14 protein-coding genes are annotated in these 16,838 nt (G+C 73.0%); 10 read left to right on the top strand and 4 right to left on the bottom strand.

Annotation, left to right across the window (positions count from 1 at the left end):
• Positions 1 to 246 precede the first annotated feature (246 nt).
• The 6 genes from RLT58_RS06175 (at position 247) to RLT58_RS06150 (ending at position 5,820) form a co-directional block, all read left to right on the top strand.
• A complete protein-coding gene (locus RLT58_RS06175; RefSeq protein WP_311309375.1) occupies positions 247 to 1,230 on the top strand; it encodes a sugar ABC transporter substrate-binding protein in 984 nt (327 codons plus the stop codon).
• Positions 1,227 to 2,279 (top strand): ABC transporter permease, encoded by a 1,053-nt coding sequence (locus RLT58_RS06170; RefSeq protein WP_311309374.1) that lies wholly within the window; start codon positions 1,227 to 1,229, stop codon positions 2,277 to 2,279. Before RLT58_RS06175 ends, RLT58_RS06170 begins: the two co-directional genes overlap by 4 nt.
• Positions 2,276 to 3,139 carry an ATP-binding cassette domain-containing protein gene (locus RLT58_RS06165; protein ID WP_311309373.1) on the top strand — a complete coding sequence of 288 codons (864 nt, stop codon included), beginning with the start codon at positions 2,276 to 2,278 and terminating at the stop codon, positions 3,137 to 3,139. Before RLT58_RS06170 ends, RLT58_RS06165 begins: the two co-directional genes overlap by 4 nt.
• A 137-nt stretch (positions 3,140 to 3,276) precedes the next feature.
• A complete protein-coding gene (locus RLT58_RS06160) occupies positions 3,277 to 4,440 on the top strand; it encodes an ROK family glucokinase (RefSeq protein WP_311309372.1) in 1,164 nt (387 codons plus the stop codon).
• 14 nt (positions 4,441 to 4,454) lie between these two features.
• Positions 4,455 to 5,051 carry a hypothetical protein gene (locus RLT58_RS06155; protein ID WP_311309371.1) on the top strand — a complete coding sequence of 199 codons (597 nt, stop codon included), beginning with the start codon at positions 4,455 to 4,457 and terminating at the stop codon, positions 5,049 to 5,051.
• A gap of 97 nt (positions 5,052 to 5,148) precedes the next feature.
• On the top strand, positions 5,149 to 5,820 hold the full coding sequence (locus RLT58_RS06150) for an ArsR/SmtB family transcription factor (protein WP_311309370.1): 672 nt from the start codon (positions 5,149 to 5,151) through the stop codon (positions 5,818 to 5,820).
• 5 nt (positions 5,821 to 5,825) lie between these two features.
• Here the strand turns inward: RLT58_RS06150 and RLT58_RS06145 are convergent, their stop codons facing one another.
• Complete coding sequence (locus RLT58_RS06145; protein ID WP_311309369.1) at positions 5,826 to 7,442, bottom strand: family 20 glycosylhydrolase; 1,617 nt, start codon at positions 7,440 to 7,442, stop codon at positions 5,826 to 5,828.
• Between the two features lie 221 nt (positions 7,443 to 7,663).
• Here RLT58_RS06145 and RLT58_RS06140 point away from each other — a divergent pair, with 221 nt between their 5' ends.
• Both RLT58_RS06140 and RLT58_RS06135 read left to right on the top strand, forming a co-directional pair.
• The gene (locus RLT58_RS06140) at positions 7,664 to 8,959 is read left to right on the top strand and encodes a glycoside hydrolase family 1 protein (protein WP_311309368.1); all 1,296 of its coding nucleotides are present in this window, start codon (positions 7,664 to 7,666) and stop codon (positions 8,957 to 8,959) included.
• Between the two features lie 10 nt (positions 8,960 to 8,969).
• Positions 8,970 to 9,557 (top strand): TetR/AcrR family transcriptional regulator, encoded by a 588-nt coding sequence (locus tag RLT58_RS06135; protein WP_311309367.1) that lies wholly within the window; start codon positions 8,970 to 8,972, stop codon positions 9,555 to 9,557.
• A 74-nt stretch (positions 9,558 to 9,631) separates the two neighbouring features.
• Here RLT58_RS06135 and RLT58_RS06130 read toward each other — a convergent pair whose 3' ends face one another.
• The gene (locus RLT58_RS06130; protein WP_311309366.1) at positions 9,632 to 10,861 is read right to left on the bottom strand and encodes a serine hydrolase domain-containing protein; all 1,230 of its coding nucleotides are present in this window, start codon (positions 10,859 to 10,861) and stop codon (positions 9,632 to 9,634) included.
• Between the two features lies 1 nt (position 10,862).
• On the bottom strand, positions 10,863 to 13,187 hold the full coding sequence (locus tag RLT58_RS06125) for a glycoside hydrolase family 3 C-terminal domain-containing protein (protein WP_311309365.1): 2,325 nt from the start codon (positions 13,185 to 13,187) through the stop codon (positions 10,863 to 10,865).
• A gap of 349 nt (positions 13,188 to 13,536) precedes the next feature.
• Between RLT58_RS06125 and RLT58_RS06120 the strand changes: the two genes are divergently transcribed.
• Complete coding sequence (locus tag RLT58_RS06120; RefSeq protein WP_311309364.1) at positions 13,537 to 14,475, top strand: SGNH/GDSL hydrolase family protein; 939 nt, start codon at positions 13,537 to 13,539, stop codon at positions 14,473 to 14,475.
• Here the strand turns inward: RLT58_RS06120 and RLT58_RS06115 are convergent.
• Positions 14,465 to 15,127 carry a TetR/AcrR family transcriptional regulator gene (locus RLT58_RS06115; RefSeq protein ID WP_311309363.1) on the bottom strand — a complete coding sequence of 221 codons (663 nt, stop codon included), beginning with the start codon at positions 15,125 to 15,127 and terminating at the stop codon, positions 14,465 to 14,467. The genes RLT58_RS06120 and RLT58_RS06115 overlap by 11 nt on opposite strands.
• Before the next feature lie 158 nt (positions 15,128 to 15,285).
• Between RLT58_RS06115 and RLT58_RS06110 the strand changes: the two genes are divergently transcribed.
• Positions 15,286 to 16,821 carry an ABC transporter substrate-binding protein gene (locus tag RLT58_RS06110; protein ID WP_311309362.1) on the top strand — a complete coding sequence of 512 codons (1,536 nt, stop codon included), beginning with the start codon at positions 15,286 to 15,288 and terminating at the stop codon, positions 16,819 to 16,821.
• The last annotated feature ends 17 nt before the right edge of the window (positions 16,822 to 16,838 follow it).

The following is a 16,838-nucleotide window of genomic DNA, read 5'->3' as shown; positions in this document are numbered from 1 at the left end:
GCGCGCCTCGGCCGTGCCCCGCGCCACGCCCGTGATTCCCGGCTCCGCATACGGTGACAGTGGCGGCCCGCTCTCGTACGGTGACACGGGCTCCCCCAGCTCGCCCCTCCGGGCGGCGGCTCCACGGCCTCGGGGATACTTGCCCAGCCGGGCCGGGACCGCAGGGCCCCGGCTCCACCATCAGCACAGCGAGCAGCACAAGAAGGGCACGGCGTCGTGGCAAGGGTTCGGACAGGGGTACGTGCGATGGGCGCCGTGCTTGCGGCGGTGCTGGGGGCATCCCTCATGGGATGCAGCAGCACCGGCGGCAAGCGGGCGGAGGAGCGTGCGGCCAGGTCCGCCGCCGAGGGCCGGTCCGCGGTGAACACGCCCCGCTGGACCTTCGCCATGGTCACCCACTCGGGCGACGGCGACACCTTCTGGGACATCGTCCAGAAGGGCGCCAAGATGGCGGCCCAGAAGGACAACATCAACTTCCTGTACTCGCACAACGACGAGGGGCAGCAGCAGGCCCAGCTCGTCCAGGCCGCCATCGACAAGAAGGTCGACGGGCTGATCGTCACGCTCGCCAAGCCCGACGCGATGAAGGACGTCGTGGCCAAGGCCACCAGGGCCGGCATCCCGGTGATCACCGTGAACTCCGGCTCCGCCGAGTCCAAGAAGTACGGCGCGCTCACCCACATCGGCCAGGACGAGTCCATCGCGGGCGAGGCCGTCGGCGACGAGCTCAACAAGCGTGGCCGCAAGAAGGCCCTGTGCATCCTGCACGAGCAGGGCAACGTCGGCCACGAGCAGCGGTGCGCCGGGGCCAAGAAGACCTTCGACGGCACGATGCAGAACCTGTACGTCGAGGGCACCAACATGCCCGATGTCCAGGCGTCCATCGAGGCCAAGCTCCAGGCCGACAAGGACATCGACGCCGTCGTCACCCTCGGCGCGCCCTTCGCGGACGCCGCCGTCAAGGCGAAGCAGACCGCCGGCAGCAAGGCCGAGATCGACACCTTCGACCTGAACGCCAAGGTCGCGGCCGAGCTCCAGGCCAAGACGCTCGGCTTCGCCGTCGACCAGCAGCCCTACCTCCAGGGGTACGAGGCCGTCGACCTGCTCTGGCTCTACCGCTACAACCGCAACGTGCTCGGCGGCGGACGCCCGGTCCTCACCGGCCCCCAGGTCATCACCTCCGACGACGCGGCCCAGCTCGCCGAGTACGCGGACCGGGGAACCCGATGACCGCGGCCTCCGGATCGTCGTCCCCCGCGGGCAAGGACGAACGGCTGCTGCGCACCTCACCGCTGCGCAGGCTGCTCGGCCGCCCCGAGCTGGGCTCGGTCGTCGGCGCGCTGGCCGTCTTCCTCTTCTTCGCGGTCGTCGCCGACAGCTTCCTGCGCGCCACCAGCTTCGGCACGGTGCTGTACGCGGCCTCCACCATCGGGATCATGGCGGCGCCGGTCGCGCTGCTGATGATCGGCGGCGAGTTCGACCTCTCCGCCGGCGTGATGGTCACCAGCTCCGCGCTGATCTCGTCGATGTTCAGCTACCAGATGACGGCCAACGTCTGGGTCGGCGTCTTCGTGTCCCTGCTGGTCACGCTCGCCATCGGCGCGTTCAACGGCTTCATGCTGACCCGCACCAAACTGCCGAGCTTCATCATCACGCTGGGCACGTTCCTGATGCTGACCGGTCTCAACCTCGGCTTCACCAAGCTGATCAGCGGGACCGTCTCGACGAAGACCATCGGCAACATGGAGGGCTTCCCCTCCGCCCGCAAGCTCTTCGCCTCGTACTGGACCGTCGGCGGCGTCGAGCTCAAGGTCACCATCCTGTGGTGGGCGGTCCTGGTCGCCGTCGCCACCTGGATCCTGCTGCGCACCCGCTTCGGCAACTGGATCTACGCGGTCGGCGGCGGGGCCGACGCGGCCCGCGCGGTCGGCGTCCCGGTGATCCGGACGAAGATCGGGCTCTACCTCGGCGTCGCCTTCGCCGCCTGGGTCTCCGGGCAGCACCTGCTGTTCAGCTACGACGTGGTGCAGTCCGGCGAGGGCGTCGGCAACGAGCTGATCTACATCATCGCGGCCGTCATCGGCGGCTGCCTGATCACCGGCGGCTACGGCTCCGCGATCGGCTCGGCGGTCGGTGCCTTCATCTTCGGCATGACCAGCAAGGGCATCGTGTACGCGGAGTGGAACCCGGACTGGTTCAAGTTCTTCCTCGGAGCGATGCTGCTCCTGGCCACCCTGCTCAACGCATGGGTACGCAAGCGCGCGGAGGCGACGAAATGACGGTCCGCAAGGAACCGTACGGGCCGAAGGACACCGCGCCGAGGGCGCTGGTCGAGCTCGACCACGTCAGCAAGTACTACGGCAACATCAAGGCGCTCCAGGACGTCTCGCTGGAGGTGCACGCGGGCGAGATCTCCTGCGTCCTCGGCGACAACGGCGCCGGCAAGTCCACCCTGATCAAGATCATCGCGGGGCTGCACCGGCACGATGCCGGGACCTTCCTGGTGGACGGCGAGGAGACCACCCTCGCCAATCCCCGCGACGCCCTGGACCGGGGCATCGCCACGGTCTACCAGGACCTCGCGGTCGTCCCCCTGATGCCTGTCTGGCGCAACTTCTTCCTCGGCTCCGAGCCGACGACCGGCGTGGGCCCCTTCAAGCGCCTCGACGTCCGGCTGATGCGCGAGACGACCCGCGCCGCGCTGCTGCGCATGGGCATCGACCTGCGGGACGTCGACCAGCCGATCGGCACCCTGTCCGGCGGCGAGCGCCAGTGCGTCGCCATCGCGCGGGCCGTCCACTTCGGCGCCAAGGTCCTCGTCCTGGACGAGCCGACGGCCGCGCTGGGCGTCAAGCAGTCCGGGGTCGTCCTCAAGTACGTCGCGGCCGCCCGGGACGCCGGCCTCGGCGTGGTCCTGATCACGCACAATCCGCACCACGCCTATCTCGTCGGCGACCGGTTCGTCCTGCTCAAGCGGGGTGCGATGGCCGGCAGCCACACCAAGGACAGCGTCACGCTGGACGAGCTGACCCGGCAGATGGCGGGCGGCAGCGAGCTGGAGGAGCTGAGCCACGAGCTCGAACGCGCCTCCGGCCCGGGCGGGGCGGGCGGCGTGCCCCCGGCCGGCGACACCCCGTAGCGCCGCCCGTCCGCCGCCCGGTCCGCCACCCCGGACGACAGCCCCGTCGTCCGGGCAGTGGCAGAATCGGGGGCAGACGGGCGCCGTCCGTCACCGGGATCACACCGACCCCGGTCACCCCAGACCCCCCAGGGACGATGAGCACGTACCGCGACTTCACCCACCGCGGCTCCGCCCGCGCCACCGTCCTGCGGACCGTCGGCACCCGGGAGCGGCGCTCGCACCTCACCGCGCCGCGGGTCCCCACCGTCGGGATCGACATCGGGGGGACCAAGGTGATGGCCGGTGTCGTCGACGCCGACGGCACCATCCTGGAGACCCTGCGCACCGAGACGCCCGACAAGTCCAAGAGCCCCAAGGTCGTCGAGGACACCATCGTCGAGCTGGTCCTCGACCTCTCCGACCGGCACGACGTGCACGCGGTGGGCATCGGGGCGGCCGGCTGGGTCGACGCGGACCGGTCCAAGGTGCTGTTCGCCCCGCACCTGGCCTGGCGCGACGAGCCCCTGCGCGACGCCCTCGCCTCCCGGCTGGTCGTCCCGGTCATGGTGGACAACGACGCCAACACCGCGGCCTGGGCCGAGTGGCGCTTCGGGGCCGGCCGGGGCGAGGACCACCTCGTCATGATCACCCTCGGTACGGGGATCGGCGGCGCGATCCTGGAGGACGGTCAGGTCAAGCGCGGCAAGTACGGCGTCGCCGGTGAGTTCGGCCACATGCAGGTCGTGCCCGGCGGCCACCGCTGCCCCTGCGGGAACCGCGGCTGCTGGGAGCAGTACAGCTCCGGCAACGCCCTGGTCCGGGAGGCCAGGGAGCTGGCCGCGGCGGACTCCCCGGTGGCCCACGGAATCATCGAGCGGGTCAAGGGGAACATCCCCGACATCACGGGACCGCTCATCACCGAACTGGCCCGCGAGGGCGATGCGATGTGCATCGAGCTCCTCCAGGACATCGGCCAGTGGCTCGGCGTCGGCATCGCCAATCTCGCCGCCGCGCTCGACCCCTCCTGCTTCGTCATCGGGGGCGGTGTCAGCGCCGCCGACGACCTGCTCATCGGGCCGGCCAGGGACGCCTTCAAGCGCCATCTCACCGGGCGCGGCTACCGCCCCGAGGCACGGATCGCGAAGGCGCAGCTCGGCCCCGAGGCGGGTATGGTCGGCGCGGCCGACCTCGCACGGCTGGTGGCCCGCCGCTTCCGGCGGACCAACCGCCGCCGCGTCGAGCGGTACGAGCGGTACGCGCAGATCTACGACCAGGCCGCGAGCACCCTCCGTAACACCCGCAACACCCGCACTTCCTAGGGACCACCAGACCCATGACCGCAGCCGAGCACCCCGTCGTGCCGCGCCAGTCCCCCTCGCCCGAAGACGGCGAGGGGCGGCCGGCCGAGGACCGCCGCCGCACGATCCGCCGGCGGCTGATCACGGCGACCATCATCGTGCTGCTGATCGGCGTCCCGGCCGGGTATCTGCTGATCTCGGCGGGCCAGAGCCGCCGCTCGGGCCAGGACAAGGCGGCCGAGGCCGCCGCGCAGGGACTCCGCGAGGGCTGGCCGTCCCGGATGCTGCGCCGGATCTTCGAGGTGCCGATCCCCGGCAACGCCGTGGAGGTCCAGTACTACGAGACGAACAACTGGAAGGCCAGCCGGATGTACGTGCAGTTCCGCACGACGTCCAACGGCCTCGACCGGTTCCTGACCGATGTGGGCACCGGCCGCGCCGCCCTCCAGGCGGGCAAGGTCACCGTCGGCGACCGCGACACGAAGATCGCGGGCTGGTACTTCGGCGACGGCGTCTCCTGGGCGGGCACCACGCACACCAACAAGGACCCGCGCCCCACCCAGGACATCACCGTCGACATGACCGACCCGATGTCGCCGGTCGTCTACGTGGTCTCCGCGGCGACCCCCTGACCGTCGCCGCCCAGCGCCCGGACCTCGGTGTACGGGAGCGCCCCGGTCCCGGAACACTTCGGCGCCGGCCGAACCATGCCTGCGGCACCATGGGGATATGTCCCCTCTCGCCGAGACGGCCGCCCTGTTCGCCGACCGCACCCGGGCCGCGTTCTGCCAGGCCCTGCTGGACGGCCGCGCCTGGACGGCGGGTGAGCTGGCCCGACACGCCGGCGTCAGCGCCTCGACCGCGAGCGAGCACCTCTCCCGCCTGGTCGCCGGCGGCCTGCTGACGGAGGAGCGCCAGGGCCGCCACCGCTATGTACGCCTGGCGGGCCCGGAGGCCGCCGCCCTGACCGAGGCCCTTTCCGCCTACGCCCCCGACACGCCCCGCCCGCCGAACCTGCGCGCCTCGGTCCGCCAGGACGCCGAGGCCCGCGCCCGTACCTGCTACGACCACCTGGCGGGCCGGCTGGGAGTGGCGGTCGCGGACGCGATGACGGCCCGCGGTCTGGTCACCGCCAACGGCCCCACCGTGACCCCCGCCGGCCGGACCTGGCTGGCCGGCACCCTGGACTACCACCGCCCCCCGGGCAGCAGACGCCCCCTCGTACGCAACTGCCTGGACTGGACGGAACGCCGCCCCCACCTCGCCGGGGCACTCGGCGCGGCACTGTGCACGGCGGCACTGGACCGGGGCTGGATCCGCCGGATCGGCTCGGGCCGCGCGGTGAAGGTGACACCGGCGGGGGCGACGGCGTTCCGGGAGCTGCTGGGCGTGGAGGCCTGAGCGCCCTACCGCCAGGGGACCTCGGTCGTGGGGAAGTACGGGAGGGCGCGTGCGGTCCACAGGCGGGCGTGGTGGGCCAGGCGTTCGCGGTACTCCGGCCACCGCGGGGCGTGGCCGCACCAGGCCGCCTCGGCGACCGAGGCCAGGCGGGGGAGCAGGAGGACGGAGACGTCGTCGAAGCCCTTGAACTGCTCGGCGAAGACCGTGGCCTCGACGCCCGCGACGCACTCATCGGGGAGTCCGTACGCGGAGGGGTCCCATGACGCGGTGTGCTGGACGCCCAGGGGGCGGTAACCGCCGAAGCCCAGGCGGGCGGTGGCCTCGGCGCGGTCGGACGGGGCGAACCGTGTCGCGTACGGGCGGTCCAGGTAGAGGTGGGACTGGGGTGACAGCAGGACACGGGCGCCGGCCTCGACGATGCGGGTGACGTCGTCGTCGGTGGGGGCGAAGAACGTCTTGAGGGCCCGGTTGATCTCCATGGTCCGCCCTGCGGCGACGAGTTCGGGGCGGGCGGCCAGTTCCTCGGGGGTGTCGGGCAGGTCCATCATCGGTACGTCCACCCAGTGCTGGGCGATGTCCCCGGGGCCGAGACCGGCGCGGGAGGACTCCTGCCAGCCGACCGGGCGTTTGCCCGACTCGCGGACGATCGCGAGCAGTTCGCGTACGGAGGCGGCGAAGCTCTCCTCGGTCGCGCCGAACGCCTCGTCGCCGCCGATGTGGATGTAGGGGCCGGTGGTCAGGGCGCAGACCTCGGTGAGAATGCGGGCGACCGTCCCGCGGGTCGCCGCGTCGGTCAGGTCCAGGGGCGGGACGAAGGGGAAGCGGTCCCGCAGGCCGTCCGGTGCCGGCGCCTCGGCCAGGCCGGGGAGGGCCTGGCGCAGGGTGCGGCAGTGGCCCGGGAGGTCGATCTCCGGGACGACCGTGACGAAGCGGCGGGCCGCGTACTCCTGGAGCGCGCGGTAGTCGGCCGCCGTGTAGAAGGCGGGCGGTGCGCCGTCCGCGCCGGTCTCCGTCAGCCCGGGCACACCCGGGAGTCCGAGGCGCCAGCCCTCGTTGTCGGTGAGGTGCAGGTGCAGCACATTGAGCTTGTAGAGCGCCGCGAGGTCGATGATCCGGCGCAGTTCGTCCGGGGTGAGGAAGCTGCGGGCCGGGTCCACCATCAGGCCGCGCCAGGCGTGGCGGGGGGCGTCCGTCAGCTCCTGGTACGGGAGTTCGCCGTCCTCGGGGGCCGTGGCGAGCAGTTGCACCGCCGTCGTCGCGGCCCGGAACACCCCCTCGGGGGTACGGGCCAGGCAACTGATGCCGTCGGCGGTGATCCGGAGGCGGTGGGACTCGTCGGCGGGCCGCTCACCGCCGTCCGGGGCGACGCCCGCCGTCGCGCGCGGCGGCGGAGGCGGTGCGTCGTCGAGGGCGAGGTGCAGCGTGCGGGCCCCGGGGACGTCGTCCCCGGCGGGCGGCAGACGGCCCGGCAGATGCGGGGACAGCAGCGCCCGAACAGTGTCGGCGACCGGCTCCAGCGCGGGCACGGCCGCCGTCACCCGCCAGGGGCCGGCGGCGCGGAGTGCTCCCGTGCCGGAGTGCGGGGCCGGCTCGGCGCAGGCGTGGGGGATCACGGCGTTCATCTGGCTTGCTCCCTGTGCGCGGACGGGTCCAGGGGGTCGGAACGGCGATGTCAGGTTCCGGCGGTCCGGCCCCCTGGGGGTGCGGCGCGGGCCCGGGACGAGTTCGGTCCGGCCGGCTCTTCTCCCGTACCGCCGCCACCTGTACGCTAACACGAAAACCGATCAATGAACGCTTTTTGCGGAGTGGGCACGACCCGGCTCCGGACGAAGGGAGAACCCTGATGGTGAACGCGGCCGGACTCGGTCCAGCGCTGCCGGAGGGCTTCCTCATGGGAGCCTCCACCTCGGCCCACCAGGTCGAGGGGAACAACGTCTCCAGCGACTGGTGGGCCCTGGAGAACCACCCCGGCAGCTTCGTCACCGAGCCCAGCGGAGACGCCGCGGACAGCTTCCACCGATGGCCCGATGACATGGACCTGCTGCGCGAACTGGGCTTCGGCGCCTACCGGTTCAGCATCGAGTGGGCCCGGGTCGAGCCCGAGCGGGGCCGGATCTCGCGGGCCGCCCTCGCGCACTACCGCGCCATGGTGCGCGGCGCGCTGGAGCGCGGCCTGACCCCGGTGGTGACGCTCCATCACTTCACCTCGCCGCGGTGGTTCAGCGACCTCGGCGGCTGGACCCACCCGGACGCCCCCGAGCTGTTCGCCGCGTACGCGGACACGGTCACCGGCGTCCTGCGCGACGGCGTCCGCTATGTGGCCACCCTCAACGAGCCCAACATCATGGCCCTGATGTACGCCCTGAAGAGCCACGCGGCCGAGCACGGCTGGGACAGCATCGCGCACGGTGCGCAGGCCGCCCGCGAAGGGGGCGCCGCCGCCGTCGACCCCGCGACGTTCGCCCCCGACCCCGAGGTGGTGCGCGCGCTCGTCGGCGCCCACCGGGCCGCCACCGCCGCCCTGAAGGCCGCGCTCCCGGACCTCCAGGTCGGCTGGACCGTCGCCAACCAGGTCTACCAGGCCGAACCCGGCGCCGAAGCGGCCCTGGCCGCCTACGCCCGGTTGCGCGAGGACGTCTTCCTGGAGGCCGCCCGCGAGGACGACTGGATCGGCGTCCAGGCGTACACCCGCCACCGGGTGGGCGTGGACGGCACCCTGCCGCCGCCCGAGGGCGCCGAGACGACGCTCACCGGGTGGGAGGTCTACCCCGAGGCGCTCGGCGAGGCGGTCCGGCACACGGCGGACGTCGTCGGCCGCCATGTCCCCGTCATCGTCACCGAGAACGGCATCGCCACGGACGACGACGACCGCCGCATCGCCTACACGGCCCGCGCCCTGACGAGCCTGGCGGCGGCGATGGACGACGGCATCGACGTCCGCGGCTATCTGCACTGGAGCGCGCTGGACAACTACGAGTGGGGCACCTTCCGGCCGACGTTCGGGCTCATCGCGGTCGACCGCGTCACGTTCGCCCGCACCCCCAAGGAGTCGGCCCGCTGGCTGGGCGCTCTGGCCCGGGCCCGCCGGCTGCCGGACCCGGCCGCGCTCGGCTCGGTCCCCGTCCCGTCCTCGCGTTAGGGTGACCGGCATGGCGAAACGGGGTCCGTACGAGAAGGGCGAGGCCAAGCGCAGCGAGATCCTGCACGCGGCACTGGAGATCTTCGCCGCCGAGGGGTACCGGGGCACGTCCCTGCGCAAGGTGGCGGCCAAGTGCAACCTCAGCCTGCCCGGGCTGATGCACTACTTCGACTCCAAGGAGGACCTGCTCACCCAGGTCCTGCGCATGCGGGACGAGACGGCCCGGGTGCGCCAGGCGGAGCGGGAGGACCCGCAGAGCTATCGCGAGATCATCCGGGAGGGCGCACAGACACCCGGCCTGGTCGAGCTGTTCGTCTCCATGGCCGCCGCCGCCAGCGACCCGGCCCACCCCGCGCACGCGCACTTCGCCGAGCGCTATCCGGTGCTGAGGGAGCGCGTGGCCTCCTACGTCCGGGCACGCGTCGACGAGGGGCGCATCAGCACCCTCGTCCCGCCGGAGCGGCTGGCCGTCCTGCTGATCGCCGTGGCCGACGGGATCCAGCTGCAGTGGCTGATCGACCGGTCGACGGACATGGAGCAGCCCATCGAGGACCTGCTGAGCATCCTCGACCCGCGCCCGGAGTCCGAGCGGAGCTGACCCGGGCGGGCAGCGCAACGACGAGCGGGGGCGGACCGGACGGCTCCGGTCCGCCCCCCGCTCCGTCGCGCGGATCAGTCCCGGCCCCGCCCCGGCGCATCCGCCGCGGCGACGACGGTCCGCGTCCACGCCGTCCAGCGCGGGTCGGGGCCGGCCGAAGGCTCCCAGGCCATCGCCGTACAGACGTACCCGACGGCCAGTCCGCTCTCGGGGTGGGCCGCCCCGAGCCGCCCGCCCGCTCCCGCGTGGCCGAACGAGCCCTCGCCCAGCAGGGGCAGACCGGCCCGGGGCAGCTCGAAGCCCAGCCCGAAACGGGAGCGGTCCGAGGCGTCGCCGCTGTCGAGGGGCGGCGGGGGAGCCAGGTGGTCGTTGCGCGGGGCGCGCGCCCGCTCGACGGTGAGCGGGGAGAGCAGCCGTACGCCGTCCACCGGACCGATCAGCGCGGCGTACAGCCGGGACAGCGACCGGGCGTTGCCGATCCCGCCCGCACCGGGCAGCTCGGCGGCCCTTCCCTGACGTGTGGTCAGCCCGTCCGTGGCGTCGGCCAGTTCGGCCGCCGCCGCCCGCAGCCCGGTGTGCAGCGGGTCGTCCGGGGCGAGACCGAGGCCCGTGAGGAACCCGGCGATCTGCTCAGGCGAGGGCGCCGGGCGGACCGAGAACTGCGGGACGAACCGGTGTTCCTCGTCCCGGGGGAGCCCGATCCACAGATCGAGGCCGAGCGGACCCGCCACCTCGGTGGCGAAGAACGCGCCGACGCTCATCCCGGACGCCCGGCGGATGACCTCGCCGACCAGATGGCCGAAGGTCAGGGAGTGGTAGAGGAAGGCGGTGCCGGGCTCCCACAGCGGCCGGGCCGCCGCCAGCTCCGCGACCCGGAGGTCCCAGTCGCGGAGCCCGTCCGGGCCGGGCCCGGACACGTCCAAGCCGAAGGCGGGCAGCCCGGCCCGGTGGGTGAGCAGGTCGGACACGGTGGTCGCGGACTTGCCCGCGGCGGCGAACTCCGGCCAGTAGCGGGCGACCGGCGCGTCCAGGTCCAGGACGCCGCGCTCGCTCAGCAGATGCGCGCAGACGGCGACCAGCCCCTTGGTCACCGACATCAGCACCCCGACGGAGGCCGCGCCGAAGGCCCCGGGCGCCGCCGTCGCCCCCTCGCCCGCGGATGCCAGGTCCACCACAGGACGGCCGCGGTGGTGGACCGCCAGCTGCGCGCCGCCCGGGTCGTCCGACTGGCCCCGGGCGAAGGCCTCGCGCACCGCCTCCCAGCCGGGCGCCACCCAGCCGCTCACCGCCGCTTCGCCGGCCATCTCAGACCTCCTGCCGCTCCCGGCCGGCGGCCGTGCGCGCCTCGACCTCGGCCGACAGCTCGGCCACCGTCCCGGGCGGCACCGGGCTCTGCGGGAACTCGCAGATGACGTCGAGCGGGACGTCCGCGAGGAAGCGCCGCATCACCGGGTCCGCCGGCGCGCCCTGACCCTCCCGGTCCGTACCGGCGCGGGCCCGGGCGAACCGTTCGGCCAGCAGGGGACCGCCCACCGGGTGGCCGAGCCACTCCGCGAGGGTGTTGCGGCCGGTCAGCCGCAGCCCGGACGGATCGCCGGTGACGTCCACCTCGGCCGTGGCACGGATGTCCCGCGAGGAGGCGCCGGCCTCGACGCGGTAGGTGCCGCCCTCGACCCTCCAGCCGCCCACGCGCTCGCTGTAGTACGCGAGATCGTGCCGCGCCACCTCCACGGCCACCTCGCGGCTCTCGCCCGGCTCCAGGAACACCGAGGCGAACGCGCGCAGTTCGCGCACCGGGCGCAGGACGCGCGAGCCGGCCGGTCCGCCGCTGTAGACCTGGACGATCTCGCGTCCGGCCACGGAACCGGTGTTGGTGACGGTGAGCCGGACGCGGAACCCGGTGCCGTCCTCGTTCTCGGCCACGCGCAGGTCGCGGTAGCCGTACGTCGTGTAGGACAGGCCGTGGCCGAAGGGGAAGGCGACCTCGCAGCGCCGGGCGTCGTATCCCCGGTACCCCACGAACACCCCCTCGCCGTAGCGGGCCCTGCCTTCCTCGCCGGGGAACGAGAGGTGGCTCGGGGCGTCCTCCAGGCGCAGCGGCACGGTCTCCGCGAGCTTGCCCGACGGGTTGACCGCGCCGAACAGCACCCGGGCCAGGGCGCCGCCGCCCGCCTGGCCGAGCAGCCAGCCCTCGACCAGGGCGGGCACCCGGTCCTGCCAGGGTGCGGTGCGCACCACCCCGCCGTTGGAAAGGACCACCACCACACGGGGGTTGACCGCCAGGACCCGGTCCAGCAGTTCGGTCTGGGCGGTGGGCAGCTCGATGTGGTCGCGGTCGAAGCCCTCGGACTCGTCCTGGGCGGGCAGGCCGAGGAACAGGACCGCGGTGTCGCTCTCCGCCGCCAGCCGCACGGCCTCGTCGGCCCGCTCCTTGTCGCCCTCGCCCTCGTCGGCGCCGGGCAGGGCGTACCCGGCGGCGAAGCGCACCTCGGCGCCGGTGGCCAGTTCGCGCAGTCCGGCCAGCGGGACGTCCAGCCGGGTCGGCGTCACCTGCGAGCTGCCGGCGCCCTGGAAGCGCGGGGTGCGGGCGAGTTCACCGATGACGGCCACGCTGCCGGCCGCCGGGTCCAGCGGCAGCAGTGCCGGTTCGTTCCTGAGCAGGACGACGCACTGGTCGGCGGCCCGGCCGGCGAGGCGGTGCCGGTCGTCGGCGCCGGCGGAACCGGTGGGCCGGACGGGGACCGCCGTGCGCCGGGCGAACGCGACGAGCCGGTCCACCGCGCGGTCCAGGACCGCCTCGTCGAGCGCGCCGGACTCCACCGCGGCGACCACCTCGCGGTCGGTGCGGCCCCCGGTGCCGGGCATCTGGAGGTCCAGGCCGGCGCGCAGGGCGGCGACCCGATCGCGTACCGCTCCCCAGTCGGACATGACGATCCCGTCGAAGCCCCACTCGCCGCGCAGGATGTCGGTCAGCAGCCGGGTGTGCTCCGAGACGGGCACGCCGTTGACCCCGTTGTAGGAGGCCATCACCGACCACGGGCGGTCGCGGCGGACGATGCGCTCGAAGGCGCGCAGATAGATCTCCCGCAGCGGGCGCTCGTCGATGTCGGCGCTGACCCGCATCCGGTCCGTCTCCTGGTTGTTCGCCGCGTAGTGCTTGAGGGCGGCGCCCACCCCGGCGTTCTGGAGCCCGCGCACCATGGCGCCGCCGAGCTCGGACGAGACCAGGGGGTCCTCGGAGAAGTACTCGAAGTTGCGTCCGCACAGAGGCGACCGCTTGATGTTGATGCCGGGGCCGAGGACGACGCCGACGCCGTGCTCCGCGGCCTCGGCGGCGATGGCGCCCGCGACCTCCTCGGCCAGCTCCGGGTTCCAGCTGCTGCCGAGCGCGACGGCGGGCGGGAAGCAGGTCGCGGGGGCGGCGCTGTGCAGATCGACCTGTCCGCCGTCGCCGCTCTCCTTGGGCAGGCGCAGCCCGTGCGGGCCGTCGGACATGGAGACGGCGGGTGCCCCGGCCGCCTCGGACCCCTGGGTGACGAAGTCCCCGGCGCCGCTGGTCAGGGAGGCCTTCTCGGCGAGCGGGAGTCCCGCGGCGGGCGACGGAGGGGAGGACGGGTGTTGCTGAGTCATACGGGGCACCTGTCGGGCTTTCGTGGAGAAGGGGCCGGCGGCCGGTGCGCGGGTGCGCGGACCGTGCGGTCGCGGCGGTCCGTACCGCGCGTCGGGGGCAGGACGGTGTGCGACCCAAAAACGTATGGTGATCGGTTTTGGGTGTCAAGGGTGTGCGTGTACGGGTTCCGCCACCCCCTCTCTCGGCCTCCGGGCCCCCTTCCGGCGCCCCGGATTTCTTTTCGGCGGGGCTATTGACGGCCAGAAACCGATCATCGTACGGTTTTCGAGCTCGGGCGGTCCGCTTCGATGAGATCCCCTCCACCGTCCGCCCCATCGGCTCCCCTCTGCCACGAATCGAGGAACGGTCATGTCGGATTCCGGTCGGTCGTCCACCCCCGCGCGCCGAGAGGCGGGCCATCCGGCCCCGGCCCCGCGGCGGGCCGCCGCCCCGCGCCTGGCCTTCGCCGCGGCGGCGACGGCCGCACTGCTGATCGGCGCGGCGTCCCCCGGCATCGCGGGCCAGCCCGGTGAACGGGCCGGCAGGGGCGCGCACTACGTGGCGCTCGGCGACTCGTACAGTTCCGGACCCGGCATCCCGCAGCAGACCGACACGGTCTGCGGGCGCTCCGACCGCAACTACCCCTCGCTCGTCGCGCGGGCGGTCGGTGCCGAGGTGTTCACCGATGTGACGTGCGCCGGCGCCGACACCACGCACATGGCGGGCCGGCAGGAGTCCGCGCCGCCCCAGCTCGACGCCCTGCGCCCCGACACCACGCTGGTCACCCTCGGGATCGGCGGCAACGACCTCGACCTGACCGGGATCATCACCCGCTGCGTGCTGCTCGGCTATCTGGCCCCGCACGGCGCGCCGTGCAAGCACAGCTTCACCCTGCTCGGAACGGACGAGATCGGCGCCCGGATCAACGCCACCGCGCCGAAGATCGACGCGGTGCTGAAGGAGATCCGCACCCGGTCGCCGCGCGCCCGGGTCCTGCTGGTCGGCTACCCCTCGCTGCTGCCGGACGACGGCACGCCGTGCCGCGCCACGATCCCGCTGGCCGACGGCGACTTCGGCTGGGTCAAGGACGAGGAGAAGCACTTCGACACCGTGCTGGCGCAGCAGGCCAACGTCTACGACGCCGAGTACGTCGACACCTACGGGCCGTCCGTCGGGCACGACGCCTGCCAGGCGCCCGGGGTGCGCTGGATCGAACCTGCGGACTCCGCCGAGGGCGCGGGCTTCCATCCCAACGCGAGCGGACACAGGAGCATGGCCGATGCGGTCCTGGCCACCCTCACCCGCTGACGGGCCCGGCCTCCTCGCGGTCCGGACGCAGCCCCTGCCGGCGGAGGAAGGTGCGGACCTGCTCCGCCATGTCGACGGCGTCCGGCTCCAGCAGCCACTGCGTCTGCAGCCCGTCCATCAGCGCCAGCCACTGCTGGGCCACGGCGGCCGGATCGCCGGACGGCTCCGGATCCGCCCGGGCGAACAGGAGCCGTACGAGATCCGTCAGCTCCCGGCGCAGGAGGCGGTAGCGCTTCACGAAGTACGCGTGGGCGGGGTGGTCCGGATCGGACGCCTCCGCCGACAGCTTCGCGTACAGCGCGACCAGGCCCGGGGTCTCCGCGTTGCGGGCGACCACCTCGACCAGCCGGCGCAGCCGCTCCTCGGGCTCCGGTTCCGGCTCCGGGACGCCCGGTCCGAGCATGCCGGGGAAGAGCAGCCGGGCATCGGTCTCGTCCCGCAGGCTCAGCACGTCCAGGAGCAGCGCCTCCTTGCCGGGGAAGTGGTGCAGCAGTCCGGCGTGCGTGAGCCCCGCATGGGCGGCGATGTCGCGCAGCGAGACCGCGTGGAAGCCGGAGCGGGCGAACAGTTCGGTGGCGGAGGCGAGGATCCGGGCGCGGGTGCGCTCGCCCTTGGACACGCGGTGCGGCACACCGGGCGCATGGTCGGTCACTTCGGCGCTCTCCTGGGGCAGTCGGTCCTTGCCCGGCAGAACTTACCAACTGGTTGATTTCTCGTTCCAAAACCTACCAACTGGTTAATTCCGTGGGTAGGCTCACCCGCACTCCTCCCGGGGCGGTCGTCCCCGGCTCTCCAGACGGAGCGAAAGACATGAGCAGAACTGCCCGAACCGCGCTGGCGGCCGCCTGTGCCGCGGCCTCGCTCGCCCTCGCGGGATGCGGAGGCACCGGCGGCGGTGCCGGGGGCGCCGGATCCTCGACGCTGAACATCGCGACGATGACCCTCCCGCAGAGCCTCGACCCCGCCGTCGCCACCGGAAGCGCCCTGCCGTACTTCCAGGCGGTGTACGACACCCTGATCAAGCGGGAGCCGGACGGCCGCTTCAGCCCGATGCTCGCCACGGAGTGGACGTACAACGCGGACCGCACCGAACTGGCGCTGACGCTGCGCGAGGGCGTCGAGTTCGCCGACGGCAGCCCCTTCGACGGGGCGGTGGTCAAGGCCAACCTGGAGCGCTTCCAGAAGGGCGGCGGGGCCTCCGCCAAGTGGCTGGCCGGCCTGGAGAAGGTCGAGGTCGCCGACGCCTCCCACGTCACGCTCGAGCTCAAGCAGCCCGACCCGGCGCTGGAGTTCTATCTCAGCGACGCCCCCGGTCTCATGGCCAACCCCAAGCGGTTCGCCCAGGGCGACAGCATCAGGACGACGCCCGACGGCACCGGCCCGTACCGCCTCGACAAGACGCGGACCACGGTCGGCACCAAGTGGGCGTACCAGCGCAACACCCACCACTGGGGCAAGGAGCTCCCGTACAAGAACATCACCATCAGCTTCTTCGACAACGAGACCGCGATCACCAACGGCATCAAGACCGGGCAGGTGAACGCGGCGCTGCTGCAGACCGCCGACCAGCAGATCGCCGTCGAGTCCGACCCGAAGGTCAGGACCCAGAAGCAGGAGATCGACTTCCAGGGCCTGCTGCTCTTCGACCGGGACGGCAAGCTGACGCCGGCGCTGCGCGACCCGCGCGTGCGCCAGGCGCTCAACTACGCCGTCGACCGCGACACCATGCTCGACCGCATCCGCCAGAAGCGCGGCCGGATCACCTCGCAGGTCTTCGGGCCCGAGACCCGGGCGTACGACAAGAAGCTCGACACGTACTACACGCACAACCCGGCCAAGGGCAGGGAACTGTTCAAGGAGGCCGGGTACGCGAACGGCTTCACCCTGAAGCTGCCCCGCATCGCGGCCATCGTCAACGACGCGCTCGCCGCGTCGCTCCAGTCCGACTTCAAGGCCATCGGCGTGAAGCTCGTGTGGGACACGCTTGACGGCGCCACCGCGGTCCAGAAGGTGTTCAAGGACCGGGCCTACTCCGGCATGGTCATGAACATGGGCCAGCCCGCCTCCGACTGGGCGGCGGCCAACGACCTCGTCACCCCGGGCGCGTTCAACATGTTCGGCACCACGGACGCCGAGACGCGCAAGCTGCTGCCCCGCATCCAGACGGGCACGGCGGCCGAGGCGAGGACCGCCGCGCGCGCACTCGACGAACACCTGGTGCGGGACGGCTGGTTCGTGCCCTTCTACCGGATGAGCTACCTCCATGTCTCGGACGGCACCGTGAAGATCGCCCCGCAGTCCGGCATGGCCGTGCCCTCGATCTACAACTACGCGCCGGTCAACTAGCCCCCCGCGCCGACGGA

Origin of the sequence: Streptomyces sp. ITFR-16 (assembly GCF_031844705.1) — a bacterium.
Classification (GTDB): Bacteria; Actinomycetota; Actinomycetes; order Streptomycetales; family Streptomycetaceae; genus Streptomyces.
The sequence above is the reverse complement of the archived record's forward strand: the minus strand, read 5'-3'. Positions and strand labels throughout refer to the sequence as shown.

Excerpts from the sequence above, each read along its gene's own strand:
- RLT58_RS06175 (WP_311309375.1), top strand. The coding sequence starts at position 247 with ATGGGCGCCGTGCTTGCGGCGGTGCTGGGGGCATCCCTCATGGGATGC.
- RLT58_RS06170 (WP_311309374.1), top strand. The coding sequence starts at position 1,227 with ATGACCGCGGCCTCCGGATCGTCGTCCCCCGCGGGCAAGGACGAACGG.
- RLT58_RS06165 (WP_311309373.1), top strand. The coding sequence starts at position 2,276 with ATGACGGTCCGCAAGGAACCGTACGGGCCGAAGGACACCGCGCCGAGG.
- RLT58_RS06160 (WP_311309372.1), top strand. The coding sequence starts at position 3,277 with ATGAGCACGTACCGCGACTTCACCCACCGCGGCTCCGCCCGCGCCACC.
- RLT58_RS06155 (WP_311309371.1), top strand. The coding sequence starts at position 4,455 with ATGACCGCAGCCGAGCACCCCGTCGTGCCGCGCCAGTCCCCCTCGCCC.
- RLT58_RS06150 (WP_311309370.1), top strand. The coding sequence starts at position 5,149 with ATGTCCCCTCTCGCCGAGACGGCCGCCCTGTTCGCCGACCGCACCCGG.
- RLT58_RS06145 (WP_311309369.1), bottom strand. The coding sequence starts at position 7,442 with ATGAACGCCGTGATCCCCCACGCCTGCGCCGAGCCGGCCCCGCACTCC.
- RLT58_RS06140 (WP_311309368.1), top strand. The coding sequence starts at position 7,664 with ATGGTGAACGCGGCCGGACTCGGTCCAGCGCTGCCGGAGGGCTTCCTC.
- RLT58_RS06135 (WP_311309367.1), top strand. The coding sequence starts at position 8,970 with ATGGCGAAACGGGGTCCGTACGAGAAGGGCGAGGCCAAGCGCAGCGAG.
- RLT58_RS06130 (WP_311309366.1), bottom strand. The coding sequence starts at position 10,861 with ATGGCCGGCGAAGCGGCGGTGAGCGGCTGGGTGGCGCCCGGCTGGGAG.
- RLT58_RS06125 (WP_311309365.1), bottom strand. The coding sequence starts at position 13,187 with ATGACTCAGCAACACCCGTCCTCCCCTCCGTCGCCCGCCGCGGGACTC.
- RLT58_RS06120 (WP_311309364.1), top strand. The coding sequence starts at position 13,537 with ATGTCGGATTCCGGTCGGTCGTCCACCCCCGCGCGCCGAGAGGCGGGC.
- RLT58_RS06110 (WP_311309362.1), top strand. The coding sequence starts at position 15,286 with ATGAGCAGAACTGCCCGAACCGCGCTGGCGGCCGCCTGTGCCGCGGCC.